We start from the raw sequence: 23,830 nt of genomic DNA, 5'->3' as shown, positions 1-23,830 counted from the left end.
CCGCGCCGGATGGACCGCTTGGCGCCATGAACGACGACACCTCCTCCCCCTCCGACCCCCATCTCCAGCCGCTCGGCCCCGACGATTTCGACGCCCTCGACCAGGCGCTCGACGCCATGCGCGAGCACGACGAGGAGATCCCGCAATGGGAGTTCTGCGAGGGCTTCCTGGCCGCGCTGGTGTGCACCCGCAGGACGATCGAGCCGGCCGAGTACTGGCCGGTGCTGCTGGGCGAAAGCTTCGCGCCGGCCCAGCACATGGAATTCGTCTGGCGCTGGAAGCGGCGCTGGCGCGAGACCGAACAGGGCCTGGACGCGGACGTGGAATCGCTCGACGACCCGCGTGCCTGGCAGCCCGAGGTGCTGGACACGCGCGGCGCCATCGCAGCCCTGCCCGAGGAGGAGCGCGCCGAGATGGCCGGCGAGGATATTCCGTCCTTCGGCCAGGTGTGGGCGCTCGGCTTCATGTACGCGGTGGAGAACTGGCCCGACGAGTGGCTTGCGCCGCGCGACAAGGAGGCTGCCGCCATCCTCGACGAGGCGATGGAAGCGATCGTCGCCCTCACCGAGGACGACCGCGGCAAGCCCACGCTCTCGATGTACAGCGAAGACGGCCCGCCCAGCGTGAGCCAGCAGCGGGTGGACCGTTTCGGCGAAGCGGTCTGGGGCGTGTACGACCTGCGGCGGCTGTGGCGCAGCATGGGCCCGCGGGTGGAGACCGTGCGCAAGGAGGCAACGCCGGGCCGCAACGATCCCTGCCCTTGCGGCAGCGGAAAGAAATACAAGAAGTGCCACGGAGGCTAGGTTCTCCCCAGGGCTGCCGGTTGTAGGCATGGCACAGGGTTTGTCTTCACGTCGCGCTTGGAGCATGGTGCTGGCGCTGTGCACCGCCTTCGCGCTGAGCCAGGCCTACCGCACGGTCGGGGCCATCATGGCCGGGCCGCTGCAGGCGGACTACCGGCTCTCGGCGCAGGCGCTGGGCCTGTTCTCCGGCGCCTTTCATTTCGCGTTCGGTGCCATGCAGCTCTTCATGGGCGTGGGCATCGATCTGCACGGCGTGCGTCGCACGGTGCTCACGGCCTTCCCGCTGGCGATCGTGGGCGCGGTGATCTCCGCGCTGTCGCCCGGCTTCGGCTGGCTGATCGCGGGGCAGGTACTGATCGGCATCGGCTGCGCGCCGGCCTTCCTGGTCTGCAGTGTCTTCATCGCGCGGCATTTCCCCTCCACCAGCTTCGCCTCGGTGTCGGGGCTGGTTCTGGGCCTGGGCGGGGTGGGCATGCTGGTGACCGGCACGCCGCTGGCGTGGCTGGTGGACTCCTATTCGTGGCGATCGGGCTTCTGGGCCCTGGCAGTGGCTTCGGTGCTGGCCTGGTTCAGCATCCTGGTCATGGTGCGCGAACCGGCGGACCCGGATGAACCGGTGGCGAAGGAGTCTCCGATCGCTGCGCTGCGGCGCTTCGGCGCGCTGTTCGCGATGCCGCACACGGTGGGCATCATGGTGCTGGGCGCGGTGACCTATGCCGCCTTCATCTCGCTGCGGGGCCTGTGGCTGGGGCCGCTGCTCATGGAACGGCACGGCTACTCGCTGGTGCAGAGCGGCAACGTTGCGCTGGCCGTCTCGGTCATCTCGCTGTTCGGCCCGCCGCTCTTCGGCCGGCTGGACCGCGGCGGGCCGGTGCGCCGCCGCCGCATCCTGGCCTGCTGCGGCATCTACGCGGCCTTGTTTGCCGCGATCGGCTTCTTCCACTCCGCCTGGATGGAGGTCGGTTGCGCCCTCGTGATCGGCCTGATTTCCGGCTTCATCGTCTGGCAGTACGCCGACGTGCGCAATGCCTACCCGCCCGAGCTCACCGGCCGCGCGATGGCGGTGTTCACCATGGCGATGTTTCTCGGCGTGGCGCTGATGCAATGGCTCACCGGCGTCGCGGCCTCGATCGCGCAGGCGCAGGGCATGGAGCCCTATGCCGTCGTGCAGGGCACGATCGCGCTGCTGCTGGTCGCCGCCTGCATGGCCTTCGCCTGGCTGCCGGCACCCGCGGGTGCGGTCGCACGCGGCGGCCAGTGAAGCGCCGCGCCCGGTTCAGTTGATGTGAAAGGCCCGCAGACTGGCCGGCTGCACCACGTCCAGGTACTCGCGGTGCTTGCGGATGTAGCCCGCGATGAACTGGCAGGCTGGAATGACCGGCAGCGCCTGGGCCCGCGCGTCCTCCAGCACGTGGCGCGCGAGCGCGGAGCCCACGCCCTTGCCTTCGAAGGCCGGCAGCACCTCGGTGTGGGTGAACATCACCGCATTGCTGAGCAGGTTGTATTCGCAGAAGCCGGCGAGCTGCCCGTCCAGGTGGGCTTCGTAGCGGTGCTTGTCGGCGTTGTCGGTGATGGTGATCGTCATGGATGGTTCGAGAGATAAGTGGCCAGGTTCTTCGCTGCGTTGGCACGTACCTTGTGGTGCAGCAACGGCGTCCAGCCCAGCAGCAGGCCGGGCGCGCCGAGCGCCTGACGCGACCAGGCCCAGAAATCGAAGCGGTCGCGCTGCTGCGCGATCAGGCCTTCGGGCGTGAAGCGGAACTCGGAGTCGATCGCGTTATCGACGATGCGGCCGGTGGTGCTGAAGCGGTAATGCGCGTCCCAGTGGGCGCGGCCGGTGCTGCCGTCGGCCTGCACGTCGCGCCAACGGAGTTGCCAGACATCGGCGCCCTTGGCCCGCGTGGCCTCGCAGAGCATCTTCCACATGCCGCCCACCTCGCGCGCGCCGCGCAGCGAGAAGGCCTCGTCGTCGAAGCGCGCATCCGGCGCGTAGCACGCCGCCATCGTGTCCGCATCGAGGCGGGAGAAGGCCTGGTAGAGGCGCTGGATCGTGTCTTCGTTGCGCATGGGCGGCGATGGTAGCGGAGGCGGGCCGTCGCCCAGGTGACTTCGCACCCCTGGCTAGCGAGACCGCCGCGCCGAGGACCGCAAAGCCCCGGCGCCCTGGCGCCGCTGGCCGCCCAGCCGGTCGTTGTCGAGGTACTGAGCGAGAACGGCCACATCGGCATCGCGGACCCCGCTGCCCTGGAAGTGAGCCTTCCACTGCTCGGCCACCTCGCAGATGTCATCGACCACGTCCGTGGCCTGCCGGCGAGTCATGCCGAAGGCCTTGCAGTGCGAGACTGCGTTGTGCAGTGTCGAGTCGGCTCCATCCTTGCCGACGAGCATGGCCTGCATGCCCAGCCGCGACAGGCTCGGCACCATGTCATAGGCCGGCGACAGCGTCCAGGAGCCATCGGCCTGGCGCAGGAGCGCGTGGTTCTTTTCATGGTCGTCGGTGTTGTCCATGAGGATGTTGAACACCATCCGCCGGAAGAGCTGCTCCTGCTGGCGCTCGATATCGTCCGCCCGGCACAGCCGCCGCAGCTGTTGCGCCAGTTGCGGATAGCCGAAGGGCTCGCCGAGGGCGCGCAGGATGACATGGGCAGACACTGCATGGACGCGCGCCGTGGCCTCGCGATCGAAGCGCCGCACGGCCACGGCGTGCCGGCCTTGGACCGGCAGGGCGCGTGTCTGCGCGACATCGATGCCGCACCTGGCGGCCAGCGTCATGGTCGCGTGCTCGATGAGCGGCGTGTCCTCGTCCTCCCCCTCGCCGAACTTGACCAGCCAGGCTTGCCCGTCGATTTCGATCAGCGACTTGGGGCGGGCTCCGCCGAGGGACACACCTGGACGCAAGAGGCGCTTCTCCAGTTCCGCGACGGGCTCGTTGGCAATCACCTTGCGGATCACGTCCTGCATCCGATCGAGTTCACCGAGGCGCGGCATCGGCGAGCTTCCCCAGGGCGCATAGGCATCCGCCCGCAGCGAGACGCCCAGCGCGCCGTAGCGGTCCGCCCCTGCGAACAGGAGCAGCTCCAGCACCGACAGCCGCGGACTGCGCTCGAAGCGCCGGATGACGCGCTCGCCCCAGCGATCGGGACGCGCGTCCTCGACTGCGCCCGGTGCACCCTTTCGATCGGGCGGCAGGAAAAGCTCGTCCGTCAGCGGAGGTCCTCGCTCAGCGCATACCCTGCGGCGCGCCAGGCGTCGCCGTAGCGAAAGCCGACGCCCTGGCCTCCGCTGGCGAGCGAAAGCTCTCCCACCCGTGTCGGCCGGCCAGGGTCCGTCAGCATCCAGAGCGTCAACTGGTCCTGCGGTGCGTAGACCTTCGCATCATTCATGGCGCCTGCCTCCCCGCCGCGATGCGGCCTGCACATCGGCTTCGAGTGCGGCGAGGTCCTGGGCGGGGTCGGCCAAGGTCGCCAGGGCTTCCTGGCGCTGGATCATCCAGATGGCGGTGGCATAGACGCCTACGGACACGGCCGGGTCGCCCATCTCCATCTTCATGAGGGTGGGAACGGATACGTTCAGGCGGGCCGCCCACGCCCGAAGGGACTGCTTTCGTCGCTTTCGGGCGATGGCCAGGTCTCCGCCGAGGCGCCGGAGCGCACTGGCTGCGACGGCCGGCAAACTTTCCAAGGCATCTGAGCGGGCTGGCATTCAATTATTGTTGAACAAAAACCTGCATTTTTTCAACCTTAATTGAATCTGACCGCCAGCCTGGTCCGTGTGCCGGGCGCCAGGTCTACGGCAGCTGCCGCAACAGCTGCAGCAAGGTCCGCAGTGCGTGATGCACGGTCGCCGCCCGGACCTCCGCTCGGCCGCCGTCGAAGCGCTGGCGTTCCGTGTGCGGCTGGCCGCCGACCGACCAGCCGAACCACACCGTGCCCACCGGCTTCTCGGCGCTGCCGCCGGTCGGGCCGGCGACGCCCGTCACGGCCACCGCCACCTGGGCCCGCGAGCGTGCCACCGCGCCCTCGGCCATCGCGCGTGCGACCGGCTCGCTGACGGCGCCATGGGCCGCGATCAGTGCGGGGTCGACGCCCAGCAACTCGGCCTTGGCTTCGTTCGAATAGGTCACGAAGCCGCGCTCGAACCAGTGGCTGGAGCCCGACAGATCGGTGCAGGCCCCCGCGATCAGGCCGCCGGTGCAGCTCTCGGCAGTGGCCATCATCCAGCCCTTGTCCTGCAGCACCTGCGCGAGCTGTTCCACCAGCGCGGGCGTGTCGAGGGTGTCGATGGGGGTCATGCCGGTCACCAAGCGCGTACCAGGGCGATCACCAGCAAGGTGCAGAACGCCGCCACCAGGTCGTCGAACAGGATGCCGAAACCGGCCGCCCCCCATGAAAAGCCGGACGGCGTCGCGCCGCGCTGCTTGAAGAGCTGGTCGGCCCATGCCACCGGCCCGGGCTTGGCCGCATCGAAGATGCGGAACAGCACGAAGGCCACGAGCTGGGCCCACAGGCCGGCCGGCATCACCAGCCACAGCACCAGCCAGAAGGCGACCACCTCGTCCCAGACGATGCTGCCCGGGTCGGCGATGCCCATGTGGCGCGCCGTCACGGTGCAGGCCCACCAGCCGATCGGCAGCGAGGCCAGGATCACCCAGCCGATGGTGCCGGGCGGCAGCCAGCCTTGGAGGAGCACGAAGGCGGCCCACGCCCACAGCGTGCCGACGGTGCCCGGCGCGCGCGGCGCCAGGCCGGCGCCGCACCCCAGCGCGATGAAATGGGCGGGATGGGACAGCAGGAAGCGCAGCGTGGGGCGCCGCAGCGGCGGGACAAGCAGGGCGCCGGAGGGCGCAGGGGTGGCAGGGGACATCACGCCCTCCAGTGTCGCCCATCCTCGCGGCGACAGTGGCTCAGCCGCGATTCGGGTTCAGCAGGTATTTCTCCCCGGTCGCCTGCTTCGCGTAGACGGCGATCTCCTCCAGCCGCAGGGCCTCGCGCAGCGACACCTCCTTGGTGTAGTGGCTGGCGAAGGTGGTCTTCAGCTCGGCCGCCACGCGCGCCTTGAGCTTCGCGGCCTCCTCGGGACCGATCTTCGCCAGGAAGGGAAAGAGCAGCCAGCCGCCCATGCCCCAGGCCATGCCGAAGCTGCGCGTGAACTCGGTCGGGCCGCGGTCCAGGCCGCCGTAGATGTAGACCTGCTTGTGCGTGGCGGAGCCGTAGCGGCTGTATTCGGTGGCGCTGCGGTTCACGGCCGCTTCCATGGCGTTGAGAATCTGCCCGGCCAGCTTGCCGCCCCCGATGGCATCGAAGGCCAGCGTGGCGCCGGTCGCGGCCAGGGCGTCGGTCAGATCTTGCATGAAGGTCGGCGCGCTCTGGTCGCAGATGTACTTCGCGCCCAGCGCGCGCAGGATCTGCGCCTGCTCCGGCCGGCGCACGATGTTCACCAGCGCGATGCCGTCCTTCATGCAGATGCGGTTGAGCATCTGGCCGAGGTTGGAGGCAGCGGCCGTGTGCACCAGCGCCTTGTGGCCTTCGCGTTTCATCGTCGCGACCATGCCGAGTGCGGTGAGCGGGTTGACGAAGGCCGAGGCGCCCTCGGCCGGCGTCGTGCCCTCGGGCAAAGCCATGCACTGGTTGGCCGGGAGGCAGCGGTACTGCGTGTACATCGCACCGCCGATCGCCGCGACCGTCTTGCCCAGCAGCGCCTGCGCCGCGGGGGAGTTGCCGGCCGCCACCACCACGCCGGCCCCTTCGTTGCCCACCGGCATCGACTGGTCGAGCCGGCCGGCCATGGCCTTCATGGCAGCTTCGGGGATCTGCGCGGTGACGACGGGCCGCTCGGGCGTGCCCGAGGCCTTGGCCGTCTTCATGTCGGCCGCGCCGAACAGCAGGCCCAGGTCCGAAGGATTCATGGGCGCGGCCTCGACGCGCACGACGACTTCATCGGCCTGGGGTTCGGGAATCGCATCTTCGGCCAGGGACAGCTCGAGCTCGCCGCTGCGTTTGACGAGGGATCGGATCTGGAGCGAAGTGCGGGGGGAATCGATGGGCATAAGGCATCTCCGTCTGAGGGGGGCGCGCGCAGTATCGGCTGGCGAGGATGTCGGCGTCGAGCCAGGGATTGCATGAGCGACAGCGTCGCCCTGCTCAAGCCCTGCATCGACGCGGGCAGGATGAAGCCGCCCAAAGCATGGCTGATCCGGCGCTGCAGGCGCGCTTCGAGAAGGTGGGGATGGTGGCGGTTCAGAACTCGTCGTCCACGAAGTTCGGCGCCTACCTGAGCGACAGCTCCCGCCAACCAGGGCGCCTTCAAGACTCGCGTGGCACGACGGCGGAGACAATCACGAACTCGCCCGGCAGGCGATAGCCAAGGCCCTCGCGCCACGCCGAGATCGCCTCGAGGTAGCGCGCCTGCACCCGCGCCCGCATCACGCCGTCGAAGCGCGACCAGGCCATCGCCACCGGCCCGCCGACGAAGGCGGCGTCGCAGGCCGCATCACCATCGGCATAGCAGAGCGTGGTCGCGATGCGCTCCTGGGTCACCTGCGAGAAGCCTGCCTCGGCGCAGCACCGTGCCAGCGTGTCCTCCTGCCCGAGGCGGAAGAACAGCGGGCAGACCTCGCTGCGCACTTCGTCGTCGACGATCGGGAAGAGCGCGGCCCAGCCGCAGCGTGCGCGCTCGCCCCACACGGCCAGCGCCACCCGGCCGCCGGGACGCAGCACGCGCCGCAGCTCGCGCAGGGCGCTGTCGGGATCGGGCACGTACATGAGGCCGAGCGCACACAGCGCGACATCGAAGCCCGCGTCGGGCAAGGCGAGCTGCTCGGCATCCATGCGCATGAAGCGCAGTCGCGCAAGGCCCCGCTGCGCGGCGCGCACGCGCGCCGCCTCGACCATGCGCTGCGACAAGTCGGTGCCCAGCACCTGACCCGCGGGGCCGACCGCCTCGGCCGCCGCCAGCGACACCAGCCCGGTGCCGCAGGCCACGTCGAGCACCCGTTCGCCCGCGCGCAGCGCCGCACGGGCCAGCACGGCCGCGTGCGCGGGCGCCAATTGCGCCTGCCACAGCGGCTCGTAGTCGGCGGCGGCCAGGTCCCAGCCGTAGCGCTGGATCCTGCGCTGCAGGCGCGGCTCCATCGCCGGAAGGTCAGCGGCGGCGGGTGACGACGATCTCGAGATATTCGCTGGGCACGACCAGCGAATGGGGGCCGGCGCGGTTGAGCTTGTTCATCAGTTCGGCCAGGTCCCGCTCCAGCTCCGAGGCCTTCTCCGGCGGCAGGCTGGCGAAGGCCTTGAGCACCGGTCCATACCAGGTGCGGAAGACCTCGATGAAATGCGCGGCCGAGCGGTAGCGGAAGTTGAAGAGGCGCGGCGTGGCACGCACCTCGGCCGCGTCGCCGAACAGCGTGCGCAGGTGCGCCTCGCTGCCCCACAGCGAGGGCGGCTGCACGCCCGCGGGCGGCGGCACGTGCCGGCCCAGCGTCTTGAAGAGCTGGCCGATGAAGCCCTCGGGCGTCCAGTTCGCCATGCCGATGCGGCCGCCCGGGCGGACGACGCGCAGCATTTCGGAGGCCGACTTCGCATGGTCCGGCGCGAACATCACGCCGAAGGTGGAAAGCACCGCGTCGAAAGTGGCGTCGCCGAAGGGCAGGGCCTCGACGTCGGCGACCTGGAACTTCACGTCCAGGCGCTCCGCCCTGGCACGCTCGGCGCCGCGGTCCAGCAGGGCGGCGACGTAGTCGGTGGAGGTGACCTTGCATCCGCGGCGCGCGGCGGCCAGCGTGGCATTGCCGTTGCCGGCGGCGACGTCGAGCACCGCCTCGTCGCAAAGCAGGTCGCAGGCCTCGGCCAGCTGCTCGCCGACGATCTGCAGGGTGGTGCCGACGACGGCGTAGTCGCCGCTGGACCAGGCCGCCTGCTGGCGGGTCTTGAGGGCGTTCAGGTCGGTGGTGGGGACATTCATGGTGCAGGGCTCCTGGGGATGGTCGGGCTCGGAAGGCCGGCGGGCACGAAGGCACCAGGCCTGGGACCGATGGGACCACGCGAGGCCCTTTCGCGTCCTGTCCCTGCGTCGCCGCGCTTTGCCCGATCGTCCGCGCGATGGCATCGGCTGTTCGGCCTAGTTGGCCCGGCGGGGCGAGGCTCCGACAATGCGTCCCATCCCCGGAAAGCCATCGATGAGCATGCAAGACCTCGCTGCCGCCCTGCAGCGCGTCGAGACGGTGCTGCAGCGCCGACCCGACCAGGGCCTGCACGACGACGCGCCCGCGACGGCCCGCTGGCAGGGCGGCGTTCGCGTCGAATCCAGCCATGCCAACGGCACCCGCCTGCTGACCGACATGCCCTGCGAGCTCGGCGGCTCCGGCGACAAAGTCACGCCCGGGTGGATGTTCCGCGCCGGCATCGCGGCCTGCGCGACCACGTCGATCGCCATGGGAGCGGCGGGCGAGGGGATCGCGCTGGACCTTCTGGAAGTCTCCGTGGGCAGCCGCTCCGACACGCGCGGCCTCGTCGGCGTGGCGGAGGCGGACGGGCGGGCCGTCTATGCCGGGCCGCGCGACATGCGGCTCCAGGTGCGGATCGCTGCCGAGGGCGTGGCGCACGAGCGCCTGCGCGCACTGGTGGAGGTCGCCCTGGCGCGCTCGCCCATTCCGGCCGCGGTGCAGAATCCGACGCCGCTCGCACTGCAGATCGAATTCCCATGAGGATGGACGCGCTCTCCGAGATCCTGCGCGTGGTGCACCTGGTGGGGGCGATCTTCATCCACGGCCGTTTCAGCGCGCCCTGGTGCTATCAGTCGCCGGCTGCCGAGGTGGCGGCGCCCTTCCTGGAGCCGGGCGCCGAACGCGTGGTCATCTTCCACCTGATCACCCATGGCGAATGCTTCGTCGAGATGGCCGGCCAGCCCGCGGTGCGGCTGGTGGCCGGCGACGCGATCGTGTTCCCGCATGGCGACGCCCACCGCATGACCTCCGACCCCGGGCTGCCGCCGGCCACCGGGGCGCGGCTGGACCAGGTGCTGTCGCGCCGCCCGCGCATGCTGGCCTACGGCGGCGGCGGCGCGACCACGCGGCTGGTCTGCGGCTACCTGGCCTGCGACGCCCGTCTGGCGCGCATGCTGCTCACCGGCCTGCCCCGGCTGGTGCGCGTGAACGTGCGCGGCTCGGACGCCGGCACCTGGCTGGAAAGCTCGGTGCGCTATGCCCTGGCGGAGGCGCGCTCGCCGCGCCCCGGCGGCGCGGGCGTGCTGGCCAAGCTGGCCGAGCTGCTGTTCATCGAGGTGCTGCGCCTGTACATGAACGAGCAGGACGAGGGCCGCACCGGCTGGCTCGCCGGCATGGGCGACCGCATCGTCGGCAGCGCCCTCACCGCGCTGCACGGCAACCCGGCCCAGGCCTGGACCCTGGAGGAACTGGCGCGCACCGCCGGCACCTCGCGTTCGGTGCTGGCCGAGCGCTTTCAGCAACTGGTGGGCAGCGCGCCCATGCAGTACCTGACGCAATGGCGCATGCTGCTGGCGGCCAACCTGCTGTCGCGCAGCAATGCGCCGCTGGCGCGGATCGCGGAAGACGTGGGCTACCAGACCGACACGGCCTTCAGCCGCGCCTTCCGCCGCGAGTTCGGCTGTCCGCCCGCGGCCTGGCGGCGCAGCCGGACCGCACAGCCGGTGGTGCATTAGCGTTCGGCCGGCTCATCACACCTCTCCAAGCGGCACCGGGTCTACCATCGCGGTTCCAGTCACTTCAGGAGACCTCGCATGGCAAGCGACAAGAAGGCAGCCGGCACCGCCGCATTCAACCCCCTGGAGATGCCGCCGCTGGCGGATCTCGCCAAGCTGATGGAGCAGTACAAGCTGCCAGGCGTCGATGTCGGCGCCCTGGTGGAATGGCAGCGCAAGGACATGGAGGCGCTGGCCGAGGCCAACCGGCAGGCCTACGAAGGCATGCAGGCGCTGGCGCAGCGACGCAGCGAGATCCTGCGCGACACGCTGGCGCAATGGCAGCAGGCGCTCGGCAGCATGGCCAGCCCGGACGCGCTGGCCCAGCAGTCCGAGACGGCCCGGCGCGGCATCGAGCAGGCCATGGCCGACTTCCGCGAGCTGGCCGAGATGGAAGCGCAGACGCGCAACAACGCCTGGAAGGTGGTGCAGGACCGGCTGCAGGAGAACATGGCGAACCTGCAGAAGCTGCTGCAGCCGAAGTAGGGCGCTCTGCGCCTGCAAGGTGCAAGGCGCTACACAAGGGCAACGAACCTCGCAATCGATCCGGAACTGCTCGAGCGCGCCGTCAGGCCGGCTGGTAGTGCTGCTCGATGCGCTCGGCCATGCGCTTGGAATGGCGGCGCAGGGCGTCGACGGCGTAGGCGCCGACGAACAGTCCGTCGACGTTGAGTTCCACGCTCGAGAAGTAGCTGCCCAGGGAGGCGCCCGCATCGAACAGGCAGTGGGCGAGCGAGTCGAAGATGCCGCTGTCGCCCGCCTCTTCCGCACCGGCGACGAAGGCGCGGATGCGGTAGCTGAAGGCGTCCGTTCCGACGCGGTGGATTTCGACCAGGGGCTTCATGTCGGCGATCAAAAGGGAAAGGCAGGGAGCGTGAAATTGTTGGTGAAGCGATGGTCGCCGCAGCGCCCTCCTGCGTAAATAGTCCATTTGGACCGCCCGCGCGCGGGGGCGAGTTCGGCAGAATCGCTGGGCTTCGTTCCGCCTGCCGTTCCGCCATGTTGCCGCCCCGCCTCCTTCTCGTCGACGATCACGCACTGTTCCGCTGCGGCCTGCGCATGGTGCTCGATGCCGGCATTCCCGGCCTGGAGGTGGCGGAAGCCGCCTCGCTGGAAGAGGCGATGCGCACCCCCCTGCAGGACCCGGCGCTGGTGCTGCTCGACATCCAGCTGCACGGGCTCAACGGCCTGGAGGGCATCGCGCTGGTCAAGCGCAAGTGGCCCGAGGCGGTGGTGGTGATCCTGTCTTCCGACGTCTCGCCGCAGAAGGTGCGCATGGCGCTGGAGCGCGGCGCTGCGGCCTTCGTGTCCAAGGCCGACCCGGCCGGCCGCATCCTCGGCGTGATCGACCAGCTTCGCCAGGGCCTGCCGGTCACGGCCGATGTCGCCCATGTCCTCGCCGGCGGCGCCGACGCAGCGCTGCTGACGCCGCGCCAGAGCGAGGTGCTGGACCTGATGTGCCAGGGCCTGTCGAACAAGCTCATCGGCCGGCGGCTCAACCTGTCGGAGAACACCGTGCGCGGCCACGTGCAGGCCGTGCTCGCGGCCCTGCAGGTCTCCAGCCGTTCCGAGGCCGGCTTCGCGGCCCGGCAGCGCGGCCTCGTGGCCTGATGGTCTCCCGGCCCCGCCTGCCCGAAGACCGCATGCTGGTGGAGCAGCTGCGGCTGCAGCTGGGCAACATCGGCAGTTCGGTCATCCCTACCATCCTGCTGGCGCTGCTGCTGGTCTGGGTGCTGTCCAACGAAGACAACGCACTCGCCATCCGCGCGTGGGCCGGCCTCACCATCCTCATGAAGCTGTACCTGGCCTGGGACGCGCAGCGCCTGCTGGCCACGGAGATCAGCCCCGAACACGCGCGCCGGCTGCTGCGGCGCAAGATGGTCATCAACGTGATCGATGGCGCGCTCTGGGGCTCGCTGGCCTGGGCCGCGCTCGGCAGCACCTCCGTGGCCGGCAGCGTTCTGGTCGTGGCGGTGCTGGCCGGGGTGGCGGGCAGCTCGATGTCCTCGCTGGCGCCGATCTTTCCGGTGTTCGTGGCCTTCGGCGCGGCCGAGCTGGTCGTGCTGGGCGCCAGGCTGTGGACCCTCGACGACCCCGCCTACAACGGCCTGGCGGTGGCCGCGGTGCTCTACACCGCCGCGCTCCTGGGCCAGGCGCGCAATGGGTCGCGCGCGGCGCGGCGTGCCATCGGCCTGCGCTTCGAGAACCTGGAGCTGATCGAGCGCCTGCGGGTCGAGACCGAGCACGCTCAGGCGGCGCACCGTGCCGCCGAAGAGGCCAACCTGGCCAAGTCCAAGTTCCTCGCCGCCGCCAGCCACGACCTGCGCCAGCCCATCCATGCGCAAGGCCTGTTCCTGGAGGTGCTGGCGCGCACCAAGCTCTCGGCCGACCAATACGACGCGCTGGCCAATGCGCGCGCCACCTGGCAGGCCTCGGCCGAGATGCTGGACACGCTGCTCGACTTCTCGCGCATCGAGGCCGGCGTGGTCGAGCCGCAGATGCAGGTGTTCGCGCTGCAGCCCCTGCTCAACAAGATCGAGAACGAACTGGCGCCGCAGGCCGACGCCAAGGGCATCGTCTACCGATCGCGCGAGACCCACGCGGCGGTGCGCTCCGATCCGGCGCTGGTGGCGCTGATCCTGCGCAACCTGGTGTCCAACGCGATCCGCTACACCGAGGAGGGCGGCGTGCTGGTCGCGTGCCGCACGCGCGGAAACAAGATGGTGCTGGAGGTGTGGGACACCGGTATCGGCATCGAGCCCGACCAGCACGACGCGATCTTTCGCGAGTTCCACCAGCTCGGCAACGCGGAGCGCGACCGGCGCAAGGGCCTGGGCCTGGGCCTGGCCATCGCGCAGGGCCTGGCCAGGGCGCTGGGCCAGACGCTGTCGCTGTCCTCGGTCCCCGGCCGCGGCAGCGTGTTCCGCCTGACCCTGCCCATGGAACGTGCCGGCCTGGCGGAAGAAGAGGGCGCGCGCAAGGCGCCCGGCGCGGCGCGCGGGTTCGACCTGCACGTGCTGGTGATCGACGACGATGAATCGGTGCGCACCGGCATGCAGCAATTGCTGTCGGCCTGGGGCTGCACCTGCGATGCGGCCGACGCGATCGAGGAGGCCCAAACCCTGGCACGCGCGCGGCCGCCGGACCTGGTGATCAGCGACTACCGGCTGCGCGAACTGCGCACCGGGGCCGAAGCCATCGCGGCGTTGCGCGCGGAATTCGGCGCCGGCCTGCCGGCCTTGCTGATCACCGGCGACACCGCGCCGCAGCGGCTGCGCGAAGCGCGTGCGACCGGCGTGCCGCTCCTGCACAAGCCGGTGCTGCCCAGCCAGCTGCATCGCGCGATGACGGCGGTGCTGAGCGGCCGGGAGCTCGATTCATCCTTTGCGCCGCTCGACAGGCGGCGGGCTTGAGCGCAGGCCTGGACAAAGGCCCCGCGCTCTACTACTCGCAGCGGAACAGCACGCCCTTCTCGGCGGGCGCCCCGCCCAGCATGCGGGCGGTCGCTCCCTTCTGCGTGCAATGGTCGGAGGCCTCGACGTAGGTGGTGGCGCGCAGCGTGCCATCGCGCATCGGCACCACCTGGTTGGGTGGCACGCCGCAGCCGGCGATGGCCAGGACAAGGGGGAGGGACGCAAGCCATTTCATGCGCCTATTCTGCAGCACCCTGCCCGGCGGCTTCGCCGCTGCCCTATAACGCGGCCCTGGACCCTTTCCGCAACCTGCTCCTTTCCGCGAGGCTCCCATGACCCGTTCCGTCGCCGAGAAACGCGCCGCTTTCCGTGCGCTCCATGCCGAGGGCTGCTTCCTGCTGCCCAACCCCTGGGACGTGGGCAGCGCGCGCTATCTGCACAGCCTGGGCTTCCAGGCGCTGGCCACCACCAGCTCGGGCTTCGCCTGGTCGCGTGGCCGTGCCGACGGCGGGCTGTCGCGCGAGGCGGTGCTGGCCCACCTGCGCGAGCTGGCCGCCGCCACCGACTTGCCGGTGAACGCGGACTTCGAAAGCGGCTTCGCCGCCGATCCGCAAGGCGTCGCACAGAGCGTGCGCATGGCCATCGACGCCGGCGTGGCCGGGCTGTCGATCGAGGACTCGACCGGCGATCCGGCGCATCCGCTGTTCGACATCGACGTGGCGGTGGCGCGCATGCGTGCCGCGCGCGCGGCCATCGACCAGGAGGGCGGCGACACGCTGCTGGTCGGCCGGGCCGAGAACTTCTTCGTCGGCCGGGCCGATCTCGACGATGCGATCGCCCGCCTCAAGGCCTATGCCGAGGCGGGTGCCGACTGCCTCTATGCGCCGGGCATCCGCACGCGCGAGCAGATCGAGGCGGTGGTCGCCGCGGTGGCGCCCAAGCCGGTCAACCTGCTGGTCGGTGCGACCAGTGAATTCACGCTGCGGGACATCGCCGCGATGGGTGTGCGGCGCGTGAGCGTGGGCGGTGCGCTGGCGCGTGCGGCCTGGGGTGGTTTCATGCGCGCGGCGCGGGCGCTGCAGGAAGGGCGATTCGACGGGTTCGCTGATGCGGCTTCGGGGGTGGAGTTGAATGGGTTGATGCGTTGATGGCCCTCGCTTCGGGCCGGCCGCTACGGCGAATCGACGCGGGAGGGCCCTGAATACCGGTGCGACGAGGCCCGGACTCGCACGCAGACCGGTGCAACCCGGATCAGTCGGTCGAAAGCACCAGCAGCGCCCGCGCCTGCGCCCGCCCCACGCGCGCGATGCGGTGGTTCAGGTAGCCGGGGAAATGGATGCAGTCGCCGGCCTGCAGGCGCTCGGTGCGCTCGTTGAAGATCACGTCGATGGTGCCGGCCAGCACGTAGAGCATTTCCTGCCCCTCGTGCTGCGCCTGGATGTTGCCGCCACTCTGGCCGGGGTGGACGATGAAGGCCTCGAAAGAGCCGACCGACGCGCCGTGCAGCAGAGGCGCGATGCGATGCTGCTCCGGCTCCGCCACCGCGTAGCCCGGCGACAGCTCGGTGCCGCGCGTGACCTTGATGTCGGCCTTGTCCAAGGTCTCGCCCACCAGGTTGCCCATGCTGGTGCCCAGGGCCTTGGCCAGGCGGGCCAGGATGTGGATGGAGGGCGTCTTGAGGCTGCGCTCCAGGCGCGACACGTGGGCCTTGTGCACGCCTACCGCGTCCGCCAGCTCTTCCACCGTCATGTTCCGCAGCCGCCGCAGCGCCTTGATGCGCGGGCCCACGCTCTGGAAGGCCGGCCCCGGCGTGTCGCCGTCGGGCGCCGCGGCGCGCGCTGTCTTCTTCACTGCGGGAACGGAGGCAGCCGGGCGCGGGCTGCGAGCGGTGCTTCGGGTGGCCATGGGTTGTCGATGTTGACACAGGTCAACACGTTGACCAAAATGGGTCAACAAGTTGACTTCCTGAACCCGTAACCCCGCAAACCGAAAGGCGCCGATGCAGGCCGCACAGACCGATCAGACCGACCAGGACATCAAGGACGCCGTTTACCGCGACCTGCAGGACAAGACCCGGCTCTCCTCGTGGAGCACGGTGGAACAGCTCGTGCTGGCCTGCCGCATGCTGGCGGCCGAAGGCCACTGGGCCAACGGCCTGGCCGGCCAGATCACCGCGCGTGGCGAGCGTCCCGGCACCTGCTACACGCTGAAGTTCGGCATCGGTGCCGACGAGGCGGTACCGCAGAGCTTCATCCTCACCGACGACGACCTCCAGCCGCTCGACGGCGTCTCGCTACCCAACCCGGCGACGCGCTTCCACCTGTGGGTCTACCGTGCCAACCCGTCGGTGCGGTGCATCGTTCATACCCATCCGGCGGCGGTATCGGCGCTGTCCATGATCGACCAGCCGCTGCAGGTGGCCTGCATGGACGCCACGCCCTTTTACGAGAACTGCGGCCACCTGCGCGAGTGGCCCGGCCTGCCCATCGGCAACGAGGAGGGCCGGCTCATCTCCGAGGCGCTGGCGGGACGCAAGGCGCTGCTGTTGGCGCATCACGGCCTGCTGACGGCCGGCGAAACGGTGGCCGAGGCCGCGACGCTGGCGATCTGGATGGAGCAGGCCGCGGCCGTGCAGCTGCGCGCCGCGGCCGCCGGCACCATCCAGCCGGTGCCCGGCCACCTGGCGCGGGAATCGCGCGACTTCCTGCTGAAGCCGCAGATCACCGACCTCACGTTCCAGTACTTCGCGCGGCGCGTGCTGCGCGCCGACCCAACCTGCCTGGCTGCCTGAGGAGTACGGACGATGCAACGACGATCCCTTCTCGCCGGCGCGGCCCTCGCCGCCACCGTCTCGGCCCCCGCCCTCGCGCAGGCCCAGCCCACCATCCGCTGGCGCATGCCCTCGAGCTTCCCGAAGTCGCTCGACACCGTCTTCGGCGGCGCGACCGCCATCGGCGACATCGTGCGCAAGCTGACCGACGGGCGCTTCACCATCACGCCCTTCGCCGCCGGCGAGCTGATGCCGCCGCTGGCGGTGCTCGACGGCGTGCAGAACCGCAGCGTCGAATGCGGCCACACGGCCGGCTTCTACTACGTGGGCAAGGAGCCGGCCCTGGCCTTCGACACCGGCATTCCCTTCGGCATGACACCGCGCCAGCACCAGGCCTGGATGATCCACGGCGGCGGCCTGCAGATGATGCGGGAGATCTACGACCGCTTCGACGCCGTGCAAATCCCCTGCGGCAACACCGGCGCCCAGATGGGCGGCTGGCTCCGCAAGGAGATCAAGCGCGTCGAGGACTTCCAGGGCCTGCGCATGCGCGTGCCCGGCCTGCTCGGCCGCGTGTACGCCAAGCTCGGCGCGACTCCGCTGCAACTGGCCGCTGCCGATGTCTACCCGGCGCTGGAGAAGGGCACGCTCGATGCGGTCGAGTTCGTCGGCCCCTACGACGACGAGAAGCTGGGCCTGGCCAAGGTGGCGCGCTACTACTACGGCCCGGGCGTGATGGAGCTGGGTGCGTCGCTGTGCTTCATCGCCAACAAGAAGGCCTGGGCCGAGCTGCCCGACAGCTACCGCGCCGCGCTGGAAGCGGCCTGCGCCCAGGCCGGCGCCGAGATGCTGGCCAAGTACGACGTGGGCAACGTGCCGGCGCTCAAGCGGCTGGTGGGCAGCGGCGCGCGGCTGGGCTATTGGTCCAAACCCATCATGGAGGCGATGCACAAGGCCACGCAGGAGGTGCTCAAGGAGGAGGCTGCTGCCAACCCGCTGTTCGCGAAGGTGCACGACAAGTGGCGCGAGTTCCTCGATGAACAGCTGGTGTGGGCCGCGGTGAACGATGGCGCGGCCGAGCAGTTCATGCTGGGCACGCGGCGTTCCGCGTCGGTGGCGCGCTGACGCGCATCGGCGGGGACCGCGGGGCGATCAGCGTCTTGCCGGCCGCCCGTTCGCCTTCGCCTCGGTGCGCGCCGAGGCGATCAGTGCATCGCTGAACTGCTTGGCCGCCGGCGACAGCGAGCGGCCGGTGTGCAGCACCAGCACCACTTCGCGCTGGATGCTCGGCCGGTGAATCGGCAGCAGCTTGAGCTGGAAGGCGTGGGCCAGTTGTCGCATCGAGCTGGTCAGGATGCCGATGCCCAGCCCGCCCTCGACCATGCCAGCGATGGTGAGCGGCAGCGAGACCTCGTGCCGCAGGTTCAGCACCAGGCCCTCTGCAGCCAGCGCGAAGTCCAGCACGTTGCGCACCGGGTTGCCCTGTCGCGGGCCGATCAGCGGTTCGCCCAGCAGCTCGCGCCAGGTCACGTCGCGCCTGGCGCCCAACGGGTGACCTTCCGGGAGGACCGCGAAGAAGCTCTCGTGCCACAGCGGACGCATGCCCAGTTCCTGGTGGCCGCTGCCGAAGGCGGTGCCAAGGCCGAAGTCCACCGCGCCGCTGTGCACCATGCTCAGCACCTCGTCCTGTGAGACGTCGAACAGCTCGACCCGGATGCCGGGGTGGCGCTGCGCGAAGTCGCGCATCACGCGCGGCAGCACCAGCGCGGCCTGGACCGACGAGGCGGCAATCGACACGCGCCCCCGCCCCAGCGTCTTGAGTTCCGCCGAGCTGCCGACCACCGCGTCCAGGTCGGCCAGGGTCTTGCGCGCCAGCGGCAGGATCTCGGCGCCGGCCTCCGTCAAGCGCAGCATGCGGGTGTGGCGGTCGAACAGGCGCAGGCCCAGCACCTCTTCCAACTCGCGCAACTGCGTGCTGACGCTCGACTGCGGCAGCCCGAGCGCCTCCCCCGCGCGCGTGAAGCTGAGCACTTCGGCGACGGCGACGAACACACGCAATTGGCGCAGGCTGATATTCATCGTGAAACGCGATGAATATATCGCGTGTAGCCCGTTTTTCAGATAGGACAAAGCTGCCAGCATGAGGCCATGCCCGTGGCGAAGCGGTCTTTTCGCCGGGTTGGCTTCAACGTTCTCAGGAGCCCACGATGCTGCGTTCAACGCGCCTGCAGCCAGTCGCAGAGCATGTGCACCTGCGCGCGCTCGGCAGCCAGTTCGGCCGCCTTCACCTGGTCTCGCACGGCTTCGATCCGCGCCGCACCGGCTGCGATGGGCTTCATCGACCGGCGCAGCGCGCGCAGCGGTGCGATGACCTCGTTGCGCCACGGGGCCACGAGCGTGCGTGCTTCCGCGAGCGCCGCATCGTCCAGCGGGTGGCCCTGCGTGGTGGCCCAGTGCGCGAACAGGTGCAGGACCACGTCGAGCCCCTCGTCGTCCTGGCGCTGAAGCAGCGTTCGTTGCAGCGCGGGGTCTGCATAGAGGGCGCCGATGGCGGCCCAGGCGGCGTCTGGGTGAAGGGTGCGGGGCATCTCGGGGCTTTCGTGCCGGACGGACTATGCCAGCGGAGGGCCGCACTGTGAATGCCCCCGCACGGCTCATCGTCGCCATCACGGGCGCCTCCGGCTTCGTCTACGGGCACCGGCTGCTGCAGCTGCTCAAGCCCACCGGCATCGAAGTCCACCTGGTCGTCAGCCGCGCCGCGCAGATCACCATGGCCTGCGAGACGCAGCTGCACCTCTCCGACGTCACCGCGCTCGCCGCCCGCGTGCACAAGAACGAGGACATCGGCGCCTGCGTGGCCAGCGGCTCCTGCCGCACGCTGGGCATGGTGATCGCGCCCTGCTCGATGAAGACGCTGGCCGAGATCGCCCACGGCACCGGCGGCACCCTGGTGGCGCGCGCCGCCGACGTGATGCTCAAGGAGCGCCGCCGCCTGGTGCTGCTGGCGCGCGAGACGCCGCTGACGCTCACCCACATCCGCAACATGGCCGCCGTCACCGAAATGGGCGCGATCGTCGCGCCGCCGGTGCCGGCCTTCTACGCACGGCCGGCGAGCCTGGACGAGATGGTGGACCACACCCTCGGCCGGGTGCTGGACCTGTTCGACATCGACGTCGGCGCAGTCAGGCGCTGGACGGGGCCCGCTTCGGGGCGTTCATTCGACGAAGCCAAGGACGAGCAAACATGAAGCACTTCGAATACAGCGAGCCGGCTTCGCTGGACGAGGCCGTCGCGCTGCTGCGCGCCGGGCCCGCGCCGGCCAGCCTGATCGCGGGCGGCACCGACCTGATGGTGCAGATGAAGGAGCACGTGCGTCAGCCGGCGCACGTGATCAACATCAAGAAGATCCCCGGCATGGACGACTTCGCGTACGACCCGCGCGATGGGCTGCTGCTGGGCGCGCTGGTGACCACGCGGCAGGTCGAGACCTCGCCCGTCACCCTGCGCCACTACGCCAGCCTGGCGCGCGCGGCCACCGACTTCGCCTCCATCCAGGTGCGCCACCGCGCCACGGTGGTCGGCAACGTGTGCCGGGCCTCCCCCTCTGCCGACACGCTGCCGGCGCTGATCGCGGATGGCGCGGTGCTGCGCATCCATGGCCCTTCGGGCCGGCGCCGCTGCGCGGTCGAGCATTTCTGCACCGGCCCGGGCCGCACCGTGCTGGCTGCGGACGAGATCGTCACCCACATCGAGATCCCGGCGCCGCCCCCGCGCACCGGCAAGGTCTACATCAAGCACGGGCGGCGCGCGCAGATGGAGCTGGCCACCGTGGGCGTGGCGGTGCGCCTCACGCTCGATGTCCACGGCGGCGTGGACGACCTGGCGATCGTGCTGGCCGCGGTCGCGCCCACGCCGCTGCGCGCCGTGAAGGCCGAGGCTGCGCTGCGCGGCAAGCGACCCACGGCCGAGCTCCTGACGCAGGCCGCGCTGGCCGCGAGCGCGGAAGCGCGCCCCATCGGCGACGTGCGTGGCAGCGCCGCCTACCGGCGCGAGATGGTGCGCGTGCTCACGCGGCGCGCGCTGGAACAGGCCCTGGCGGAGATCGAGCCATGACACAGCGAATCCTTTCCTTCACCGTCAACGGCGAGCCGCGCGAGATCGCGGTGGCGCCCAACCGCAGCCTGCTCGACGCGCTGCGTGCCGAGGCCGGCCTCACCGGCACCAAGAAGGGCTGCGACGTCGGCGAGTGCGGCTCCTGCACCATCATCATGGACGGCCGTCCCGTCAACGCCTGCCTGGTGCTGGCGATGGAGGCCGAGGGCAGCGAGATCACCACCGTCGAAGGCCTGCAGGCACCCGACGGCACGCCCCACCGGCTGCAGGAGTGCTTCATGCAATGCGGCGCGGCGCAGTGCGGCTTCTGCACGCCGGGCATCCTGGTCGCCGCCAAGGCGCTGCTGGACGAGAACCCGGCGCCCACCGTGGACGAAATCCGCTTCGCCATCGCCGGCAACATCTGCCGCTGCACCGGCTACACCAAGATCATCGATGCCGTCTCGATGGCGGCACGCGGGGAGGTGGCTCGATGAAAACCGGCGAGACCATCATCGGCACCAGCGTCAAGCGCTCCGACCTGCTGGCCAAGGTCACCGGCGACGCCAGGTACGTGGCCGACATGACGCTGCCCGGCCTGCTCTACGCCCGCAGCAAGCGAAGCGAGGTCGCGCACGCCCGCATCCGCCGCATCGACACGCGCCGCGCCCTGGCGCTGCCGGGCGTGAAGGCGGTGCTGACGCACGAGAACGTGCCGCGCGTGCTGCACGCGGGCTCCCCGCATCCGCGCTCGGCCTCGGTGACCTGCGACCAGTACATCCTGGACGACAAGGTGCGCTACTGGGGCGAGACCGTCGCGGTGGTGGCCGCCACCAGCGAGGAGATCGCCGAGGCCGCGCTGGACCTGATCGAGGTCGAGTACGAGCCGCTGCCCGCGGTGTTCACCGTCGAGGATGCCGCGCGTCCCGGCGCCCCGCTCATTCACGACCGCGAGCCCGGCGGCAACCTGGTGCTGCCGCCGGTCGTGGTGAGCCGCGGCGACATCGAGCGCGGCTTCGCCGAGGCCGACCTGGTGATCGAGGGCGAGTACGAAGGCGGCCGCCCCACGCCGGCCTACATGGAGCCCAACGCCTGCATGTGCCAGTGGGACGGCAACGGCAACCTCACCGTGTGGATCTCCACCCAGACCGCCTTCATGGTGCGCGGCATCATGGCCGAGGTGCTGGGCCTGCCGCTGCACAAGGTCCGCGTGCTGGTGGACCACATGGGCGGCGGCTTCGGCGCCAAGCAGGACCTGTTCCAGAGCGAGTTCCTCTGCGCGCTCCTGGCACGCCAGACGCGCCGGCCGGTGCGCATGGAGTACACCCGCGAGGAAACCTTCCTCGGCGGCCGTACCCGGCATCCGGTCAAGATCTGGCTCAAGCAGGGCTTCCGGAAGGACGGCACGCTCACCGCGCGGCAGGCCCGAATCGTCTACAACTCCGGCGCCTACGGCTCGCACGGGCCCGGTGTGACCATCGTCGGCACCAACGCGCTGACCTCGCTCTACCGCTGCGAGAACATCCAGCTCGAGGGCCGCTGCCTCTACACCAACAGCCCGATCGCCGGCGCCTTCCGCGGCTACGGCGTGGTGCAGACCTACTACGCGCTCGACATCCAGATGGACGAGGCGGCCGAGAAGCTGGGCATGGACCCGGCCGAGCTCAAGCTGAAGAACGCGGTGCGCGAGGGTGACATCGCGCCGTCCAATCATCCGCTGATCGGGCACGGGCTGGAGGATTGCATCCGCCGCGGCATGCAGGAGGTGGACTGGCCCGCGCTGCGCCGCCGTGCGCGCGAGACCCGCGGGCCGCAGCGCCGCGGGTGGGGCATGGGCTGCGAGATGCACGGCAGCAGCGCCTACCCCGGCATCAAGGAGCAGGGCAACGCCATCGTCAAGATGAACGAGGACGGCACCGTCGTGCTGCTGACCGGCACCGCGGGCCTGGGCACCGGGGCGCACACCGCGCTGGCGCAGATCGTGGCGCAGGAGCTGGGCGTGCGCTTCGAGTCGGTCTCCGTCACGCACGGCGACACCGACGTCGTGCCCTGGGACATCGGCGCCTTCGCCAGCCACACCACCTACCTGGGCGGCAAGGCGGCGCAGCTCGCGGCGATCGAGGTCAAGCGTCAGCTCTTCGAGCGTGCGGCCGGGCTGCTCGACGCGACGCCGGCCGAGCTCGAGTCCGAAGACGGAACGATCCGCGTGCGCGGGACCGATCGCAGCATCAGCGTGCGCGACGCGGTGGCGCCGCGCAAAGGCATTCCTGCCGCGCAGTTCGTCGGCAGCGCGACCTACCACCCGACCAAGTCCTATTCCTTCGCGGCCCACTTCGTCGAGGTGAACGTGGACGTCGAGACCGGTCAGATCACGGTGCTGCAGGTCGTGCCAGTGCACGAGATCGGCAAGGTGATCCACCCGGTCGCGGCCGCCGGCCAGATCGAGGGGGGCATTCAGCAAGGGATCGGCCACACGCTGTACGAGGACTATCAGATCGACATGGAGACCGGGCGTTCGCTGAACGCGAACTTCGTCGACTACAAGATGCCGCTGTCAATGGACATGCCGCCCATTCGCACGGTCATCCTGGAGACCGCGCCCGACCCCGGCGGGCCCTTCGGCGCCAAGGGCGTCGGGGAGGACCCGATCGTCGCCATCGGGCCGGCCATCGCGAACGCGGTGTACGACGCCATCGGCGTGCGCTTCCACCACTATCCGATCAAGCCGGAACAGGTGCTGCATGGCCTGCGCGAGATGCGGGCCGTTCGTGCCGAGCTTGAAGAGGGGGTTGCGGTATGAGTCATGCGCGCTTGATTTGTCGTTGCGGTTGGTCGGAGGTGCTGGCTGCGAATTTGCAACTGGGGCCTTTGTTTTGGCCTTGCTGGTTGGGTGCTGCAGGAGCCTTGAATTTGGCTCTTGGGCCTTTGTTTTGGCCTTGCTTGTTGTTTGGCGCAGGAGCCGGGAATTCGCCCCGGCGGGCGAGTCACTTTCTTTGTCTCGCCAAAGAAAGTAACCAAAGAAAGGCGACCCCGCTGTGCGC

General features: G+C 70.2%; 29 protein-coding genes. 14 read left to right on the top strand and 15 right to left on the bottom strand.

Features of this window, described 5'->3' with window-relative positions; genetic code table 11:
- Positions 1-26 precede the first annotated feature (26 nt).
- Positions 27-803, top strand: a complete 777-nt coding sequence (locus ABEA07_RS19870) for a UPF0149 family protein (protein WP_345539978.1) — start codon at positions 27-29, stop codon at positions 801-803.
- A gap of 64 nt (positions 804-867) precedes the next feature.
- Positions 868-2,064: an MFS transporter gene (locus tag ABEA07_RS19865; protein WP_345540038.1), complete on the top strand. Its 1,197-nt coding sequence runs from the start codon at positions 868-870 to the stop codon at positions 2,062-2,064.
- A 15-nt stretch (positions 2,065-2,079) separates the two neighbouring features.
- On the opposite strand, the gene ABEA07_RS19860 is transcribed toward ABEA07_RS19865, so the two are convergent.
- The 10 genes from ABEA07_RS19860 to ABEA07_RS19815 all read right to left on the bottom strand — a co-directional run bounded on the left by ABEA07_RS19860 (position 2,080) and on the right by ABEA07_RS19815 (position 8,759).
- Positions 2,080-2,388 (bottom strand): GNAT family N-acetyltransferase, encoded by a 309-nt coding sequence (locus ABEA07_RS19860; RefSeq protein WP_345539977.1) that lies wholly within the window; start codon positions 2,386-2,388, stop codon positions 2,080-2,082.
- Entirely contained in the window at positions 2,385-2,870 is a 486-nt protein-coding gene (locus ABEA07_RS19855) for a nuclear transport factor 2 family protein (protein ID WP_345539976.1), read from the bottom strand. Before ABEA07_RS19855 ends, ABEA07_RS19860 begins: the two co-directional genes overlap by 4 nt.
- Before the next feature lie 54 nt (positions 2,871-2,924).
- Positions 2,925-3,887 (bottom strand): type II toxin-antitoxin system HipA family toxin, encoded by a 963-nt coding sequence (locus ABEA07_RS19850; RefSeq protein WP_345539975.1) that lies wholly within the window; start codon positions 3,885-3,887, stop codon positions 2,925-2,927.
- A 119-nt stretch (positions 3,888-4,006) separates the two neighbouring features.
- Positions 4,007-4,186 (bottom strand): hypothetical protein, encoded by a 180-nt coding sequence (locus ABEA07_RS19845; protein WP_345539973.1) that lies wholly within the window; start codon positions 4,184-4,186, stop codon positions 4,007-4,009.
- Positions 4,179-4,340 carry a hypothetical protein gene (locus tag ABEA07_RS19840; protein ID WP_345539972.1) on the bottom strand — a complete coding sequence of 54 codons (162 nt, stop codon included), beginning with the start codon at positions 4,338-4,340 and terminating at the stop codon, positions 4,179-4,181. Before ABEA07_RS19840 ends, ABEA07_RS19845 begins: the two co-directional genes overlap by 8 nt.
- A 250-nt stretch (positions 4,341-4,590) precedes the next feature.
- Positions 4,591-5,094: a CinA family protein gene (locus tag ABEA07_RS19835; protein WP_345539971.1), complete on the bottom strand. Its 504-nt coding sequence runs from the start codon at positions 5,092-5,094 to the stop codon at positions 4,591-4,593.
- 5 nt (positions 5,095-5,099) lie between these two features.
- Positions 5,100-5,666 (bottom strand): phosphatidylglycerophosphatase A family protein, encoded by a 567-nt coding sequence (locus tag ABEA07_RS19830; protein WP_345539970.1) that lies wholly within the window; start codon positions 5,664-5,666, stop codon positions 5,100-5,102.
- 40 nt (positions 5,667-5,706) lie between these two features.
- Entirely contained in the window at positions 5,707-6,849 is a 1,143-nt protein-coding gene (locus ABEA07_RS19825) for a zinc-binding dehydrogenase (protein ID WP_345539968.1), read from the bottom strand.
- 256 nt (positions 6,850-7,105) lie between these two features.
- Positions 7,106-7,933 carry a class I SAM-dependent methyltransferase gene (locus ABEA07_RS19820; RefSeq protein WP_345539966.1) on the bottom strand — a complete coding sequence of 276 codons (828 nt, stop codon included), beginning with the start codon at positions 7,931-7,933 and terminating at the stop codon, positions 7,106-7,108.
- 10 nt (positions 7,934-7,943) lie between these two features.
- Positions 7,944-8,759 carry a class I SAM-dependent methyltransferase gene (locus ABEA07_RS19815; RefSeq protein ID WP_345539965.1) on the bottom strand — a complete coding sequence of 272 codons (816 nt, stop codon included), beginning with the start codon at positions 8,757-8,759 and terminating at the stop codon, positions 7,944-7,946.
- A 214-nt stretch (positions 8,760-8,973) separates the two neighbouring features.
- Between ABEA07_RS19815 and ABEA07_RS19810 the strand changes: the two genes are divergently transcribed.
- The 3 genes from ABEA07_RS19810 to phaP all read left to right on the top strand — a co-directional run bounded on the left by ABEA07_RS19810 (position 8,974) and on the right by phaP (position 11,000).
- Positions 8,974-9,501, top strand: coding sequence for an OsmC family protein (locus ABEA07_RS19810; protein ID WP_345539964.1), 528 nt, complete (start codon positions 8,974-8,976; stop codon positions 9,499-9,501).
- A gap of 2 nt (positions 9,502-9,503) precedes the next feature.
- Positions 9,504-10,475, top strand: coding sequence for an AraC family transcriptional regulator (locus tag ABEA07_RS19805; RefSeq protein WP_345539963.1), 972 nt, complete (start codon positions 9,504-9,506; stop codon positions 10,473-10,475).
- Positions 10,476-10,553: 78 nt separating this feature from the next.
- Complete coding sequence (gene phaP / locus ABEA07_RS19800) at positions 10,554-11,000, top strand: TIGR01841 family phasin (RefSeq protein WP_345539962.1); 447 nt, start codon at positions 10,554-10,556, stop codon at positions 10,998-11,000.
- Positions 11,001-11,082: 82 nt separating this feature from the next.
- On the opposite strand, the gene ABEA07_RS19795 is transcribed toward phaP, so the two are convergent.
- Positions 11,083-11,358 (bottom strand): hypothetical protein, encoded by a 276-nt coding sequence (locus ABEA07_RS19795; protein ID WP_345539961.1) that lies wholly within the window; start codon positions 11,356-11,358, stop codon positions 11,083-11,085.
- A 155-nt stretch (positions 11,359-11,513) separates the two neighbouring features.
- Between ABEA07_RS19795 and ABEA07_RS19790 the strand changes: the two genes are divergently transcribed.
- Positions 11,514-12,125, top strand: coding sequence for a response regulator (locus tag ABEA07_RS19790; RefSeq protein WP_345539960.1), 612 nt, complete (start codon positions 11,514-11,516; stop codon positions 12,123-12,125).
- The gene (locus tag ABEA07_RS19785) at positions 12,125-13,927 is read left to right on the top strand and encodes an ATP-binding response regulator (RefSeq protein WP_345539958.1); all 1,803 of its coding nucleotides are present in this window, start codon (positions 12,125-12,127) and stop codon (positions 13,925-13,927) included. The genes ABEA07_RS19790 and ABEA07_RS19785 overlap by 1 nt, the downstream gene beginning before the upstream one ends.
- Before the next feature lie 31 nt (positions 13,928-13,958).
- Here the strand turns inward: ABEA07_RS19785 and ABEA07_RS19780 are convergent, their stop codons facing one another.
- Positions 13,959-14,162 carry a hypothetical protein gene (locus ABEA07_RS19780; RefSeq protein WP_345539956.1) on the bottom strand — a complete coding sequence of 68 codons (204 nt, stop codon included), beginning with the start codon at positions 14,160-14,162 and terminating at the stop codon, positions 13,959-13,961.
- Between the two features lie 97 nt (positions 14,163-14,259).
- Between ABEA07_RS19780 and ABEA07_RS19775 the strand changes: the two genes are divergently transcribed.
- Complete coding sequence (locus ABEA07_RS19775; RefSeq protein ID WP_345539955.1) at positions 14,260-15,075, top strand: isocitrate lyase/PEP mutase family protein; 816 nt, start codon at positions 14,260-14,262, stop codon at positions 15,073-15,075.
- A 103-nt stretch (positions 15,076-15,178) separates the two neighbouring features.
- On the opposite strand, the gene ABEA07_RS19770 is transcribed toward ABEA07_RS19775, so the two are convergent.
- Positions 15,179-15,832 (bottom strand): helix-turn-helix domain-containing protein, encoded by a 654-nt coding sequence (locus tag ABEA07_RS19770; RefSeq protein ID WP_345539954.1) that lies wholly within the window; start codon positions 15,830-15,832, stop codon positions 15,179-15,181.
- Between the two features lie 94 nt (positions 15,833-15,926).
- Here ABEA07_RS19770 and ABEA07_RS19765 point away from each other — a divergent pair, with 94 nt between their 5' ends.
- The gene (locus tag ABEA07_RS19765) at positions 15,927-16,718 is read left to right on the top strand and encodes an aldolase (RefSeq protein ID WP_345539952.1); all 792 of its coding nucleotides are present in this window, start codon (positions 15,927-15,929) and stop codon (positions 16,716-16,718) included.
- A 12-nt stretch (positions 16,719-16,730) separates the two neighbouring features.
- Positions 16,731-17,822: a TRAP transporter substrate-binding protein gene (locus tag ABEA07_RS19760; RefSeq protein ID WP_345539951.1), complete on the top strand. Its 1,092-nt coding sequence runs from the start codon at positions 16,731-16,733 to the stop codon at positions 17,820-17,822.
- Between the two features lie 27 nt (positions 17,823-17,849).
- On the opposite strand, the gene ABEA07_RS19755 is transcribed toward ABEA07_RS19760, so the two are convergent.
- Positions 17,850-18,776, bottom strand: a complete 927-nt coding sequence (locus ABEA07_RS19755; protein WP_345539949.1) for a LysR family transcriptional regulator — start codon at positions 18,774-18,776, stop codon at positions 17,850-17,852.
- Positions 18,777-18,913: 137 nt separating this feature from the next.
- A complete protein-coding gene (locus ABEA07_RS19750) occupies positions 18,914-19,285 on the bottom strand; it encodes a TIGR02444 family protein (RefSeq protein ID WP_345539948.1) in 372 nt (123 codons plus the stop codon).
- A 47-nt stretch (positions 19,286-19,332) separates the two neighbouring features.
- Here ABEA07_RS19750 and ABEA07_RS19745 point away from each other — a divergent pair, with 47 nt between their 5' ends.
- From ABEA07_RS19745 to ABEA07_RS19730, 4 genes are read left to right on the top strand one after another with little or no spacing between them, the layout of a single operon-like run.
- The gene (locus tag ABEA07_RS19745) at positions 19,333-19,944 is read left to right on the top strand and encodes a UbiX family flavin prenyltransferase (protein WP_345539946.1); all 612 of its coding nucleotides are present in this window, start codon (positions 19,333-19,335) and stop codon (positions 19,942-19,944) included.
- Complete coding sequence (locus ABEA07_RS19740) at positions 19,941-20,810, top strand: FAD binding domain-containing protein (RefSeq protein ID WP_345539945.1); 870 nt, start codon at positions 19,941-19,943, stop codon at positions 20,808-20,810. Before ABEA07_RS19745 ends, ABEA07_RS19740 begins: the two co-directional genes overlap by 4 nt.
- A complete protein-coding gene (locus ABEA07_RS19735) occupies positions 20,807-21,286 on the top strand; it encodes a (2Fe-2S)-binding protein (RefSeq protein WP_345539944.1) in 480 nt (159 codons plus the stop codon). The genes ABEA07_RS19740 and ABEA07_RS19735 overlap by 4 nt, the downstream gene beginning before the upstream one ends.
- Positions 21,283-23,589: a xanthine dehydrogenase family protein molybdopterin-binding subunit gene (locus ABEA07_RS19730; protein WP_345539943.1), complete on the top strand. Its 2,307-nt coding sequence runs from the start codon at positions 21,283-21,285 to the stop codon at positions 23,587-23,589. The genes ABEA07_RS19735 and ABEA07_RS19730 overlap by 4 nt, the downstream gene beginning before the upstream one ends.
- Positions 23,590-23,830 lie beyond the last annotated feature (241 nt).

This window comes from Variovorax defluvii, assembly GCF_039541515.1.
Classification (GTDB): domain Bacteria; phylum Pseudomonadota; class Gammaproteobacteria; order Burkholderiales; family Burkholderiaceae_C; genus Variovorax; species Variovorax defluvii.
This window is presented reverse-complemented; position numbering and strand designations above follow the sequence as displayed.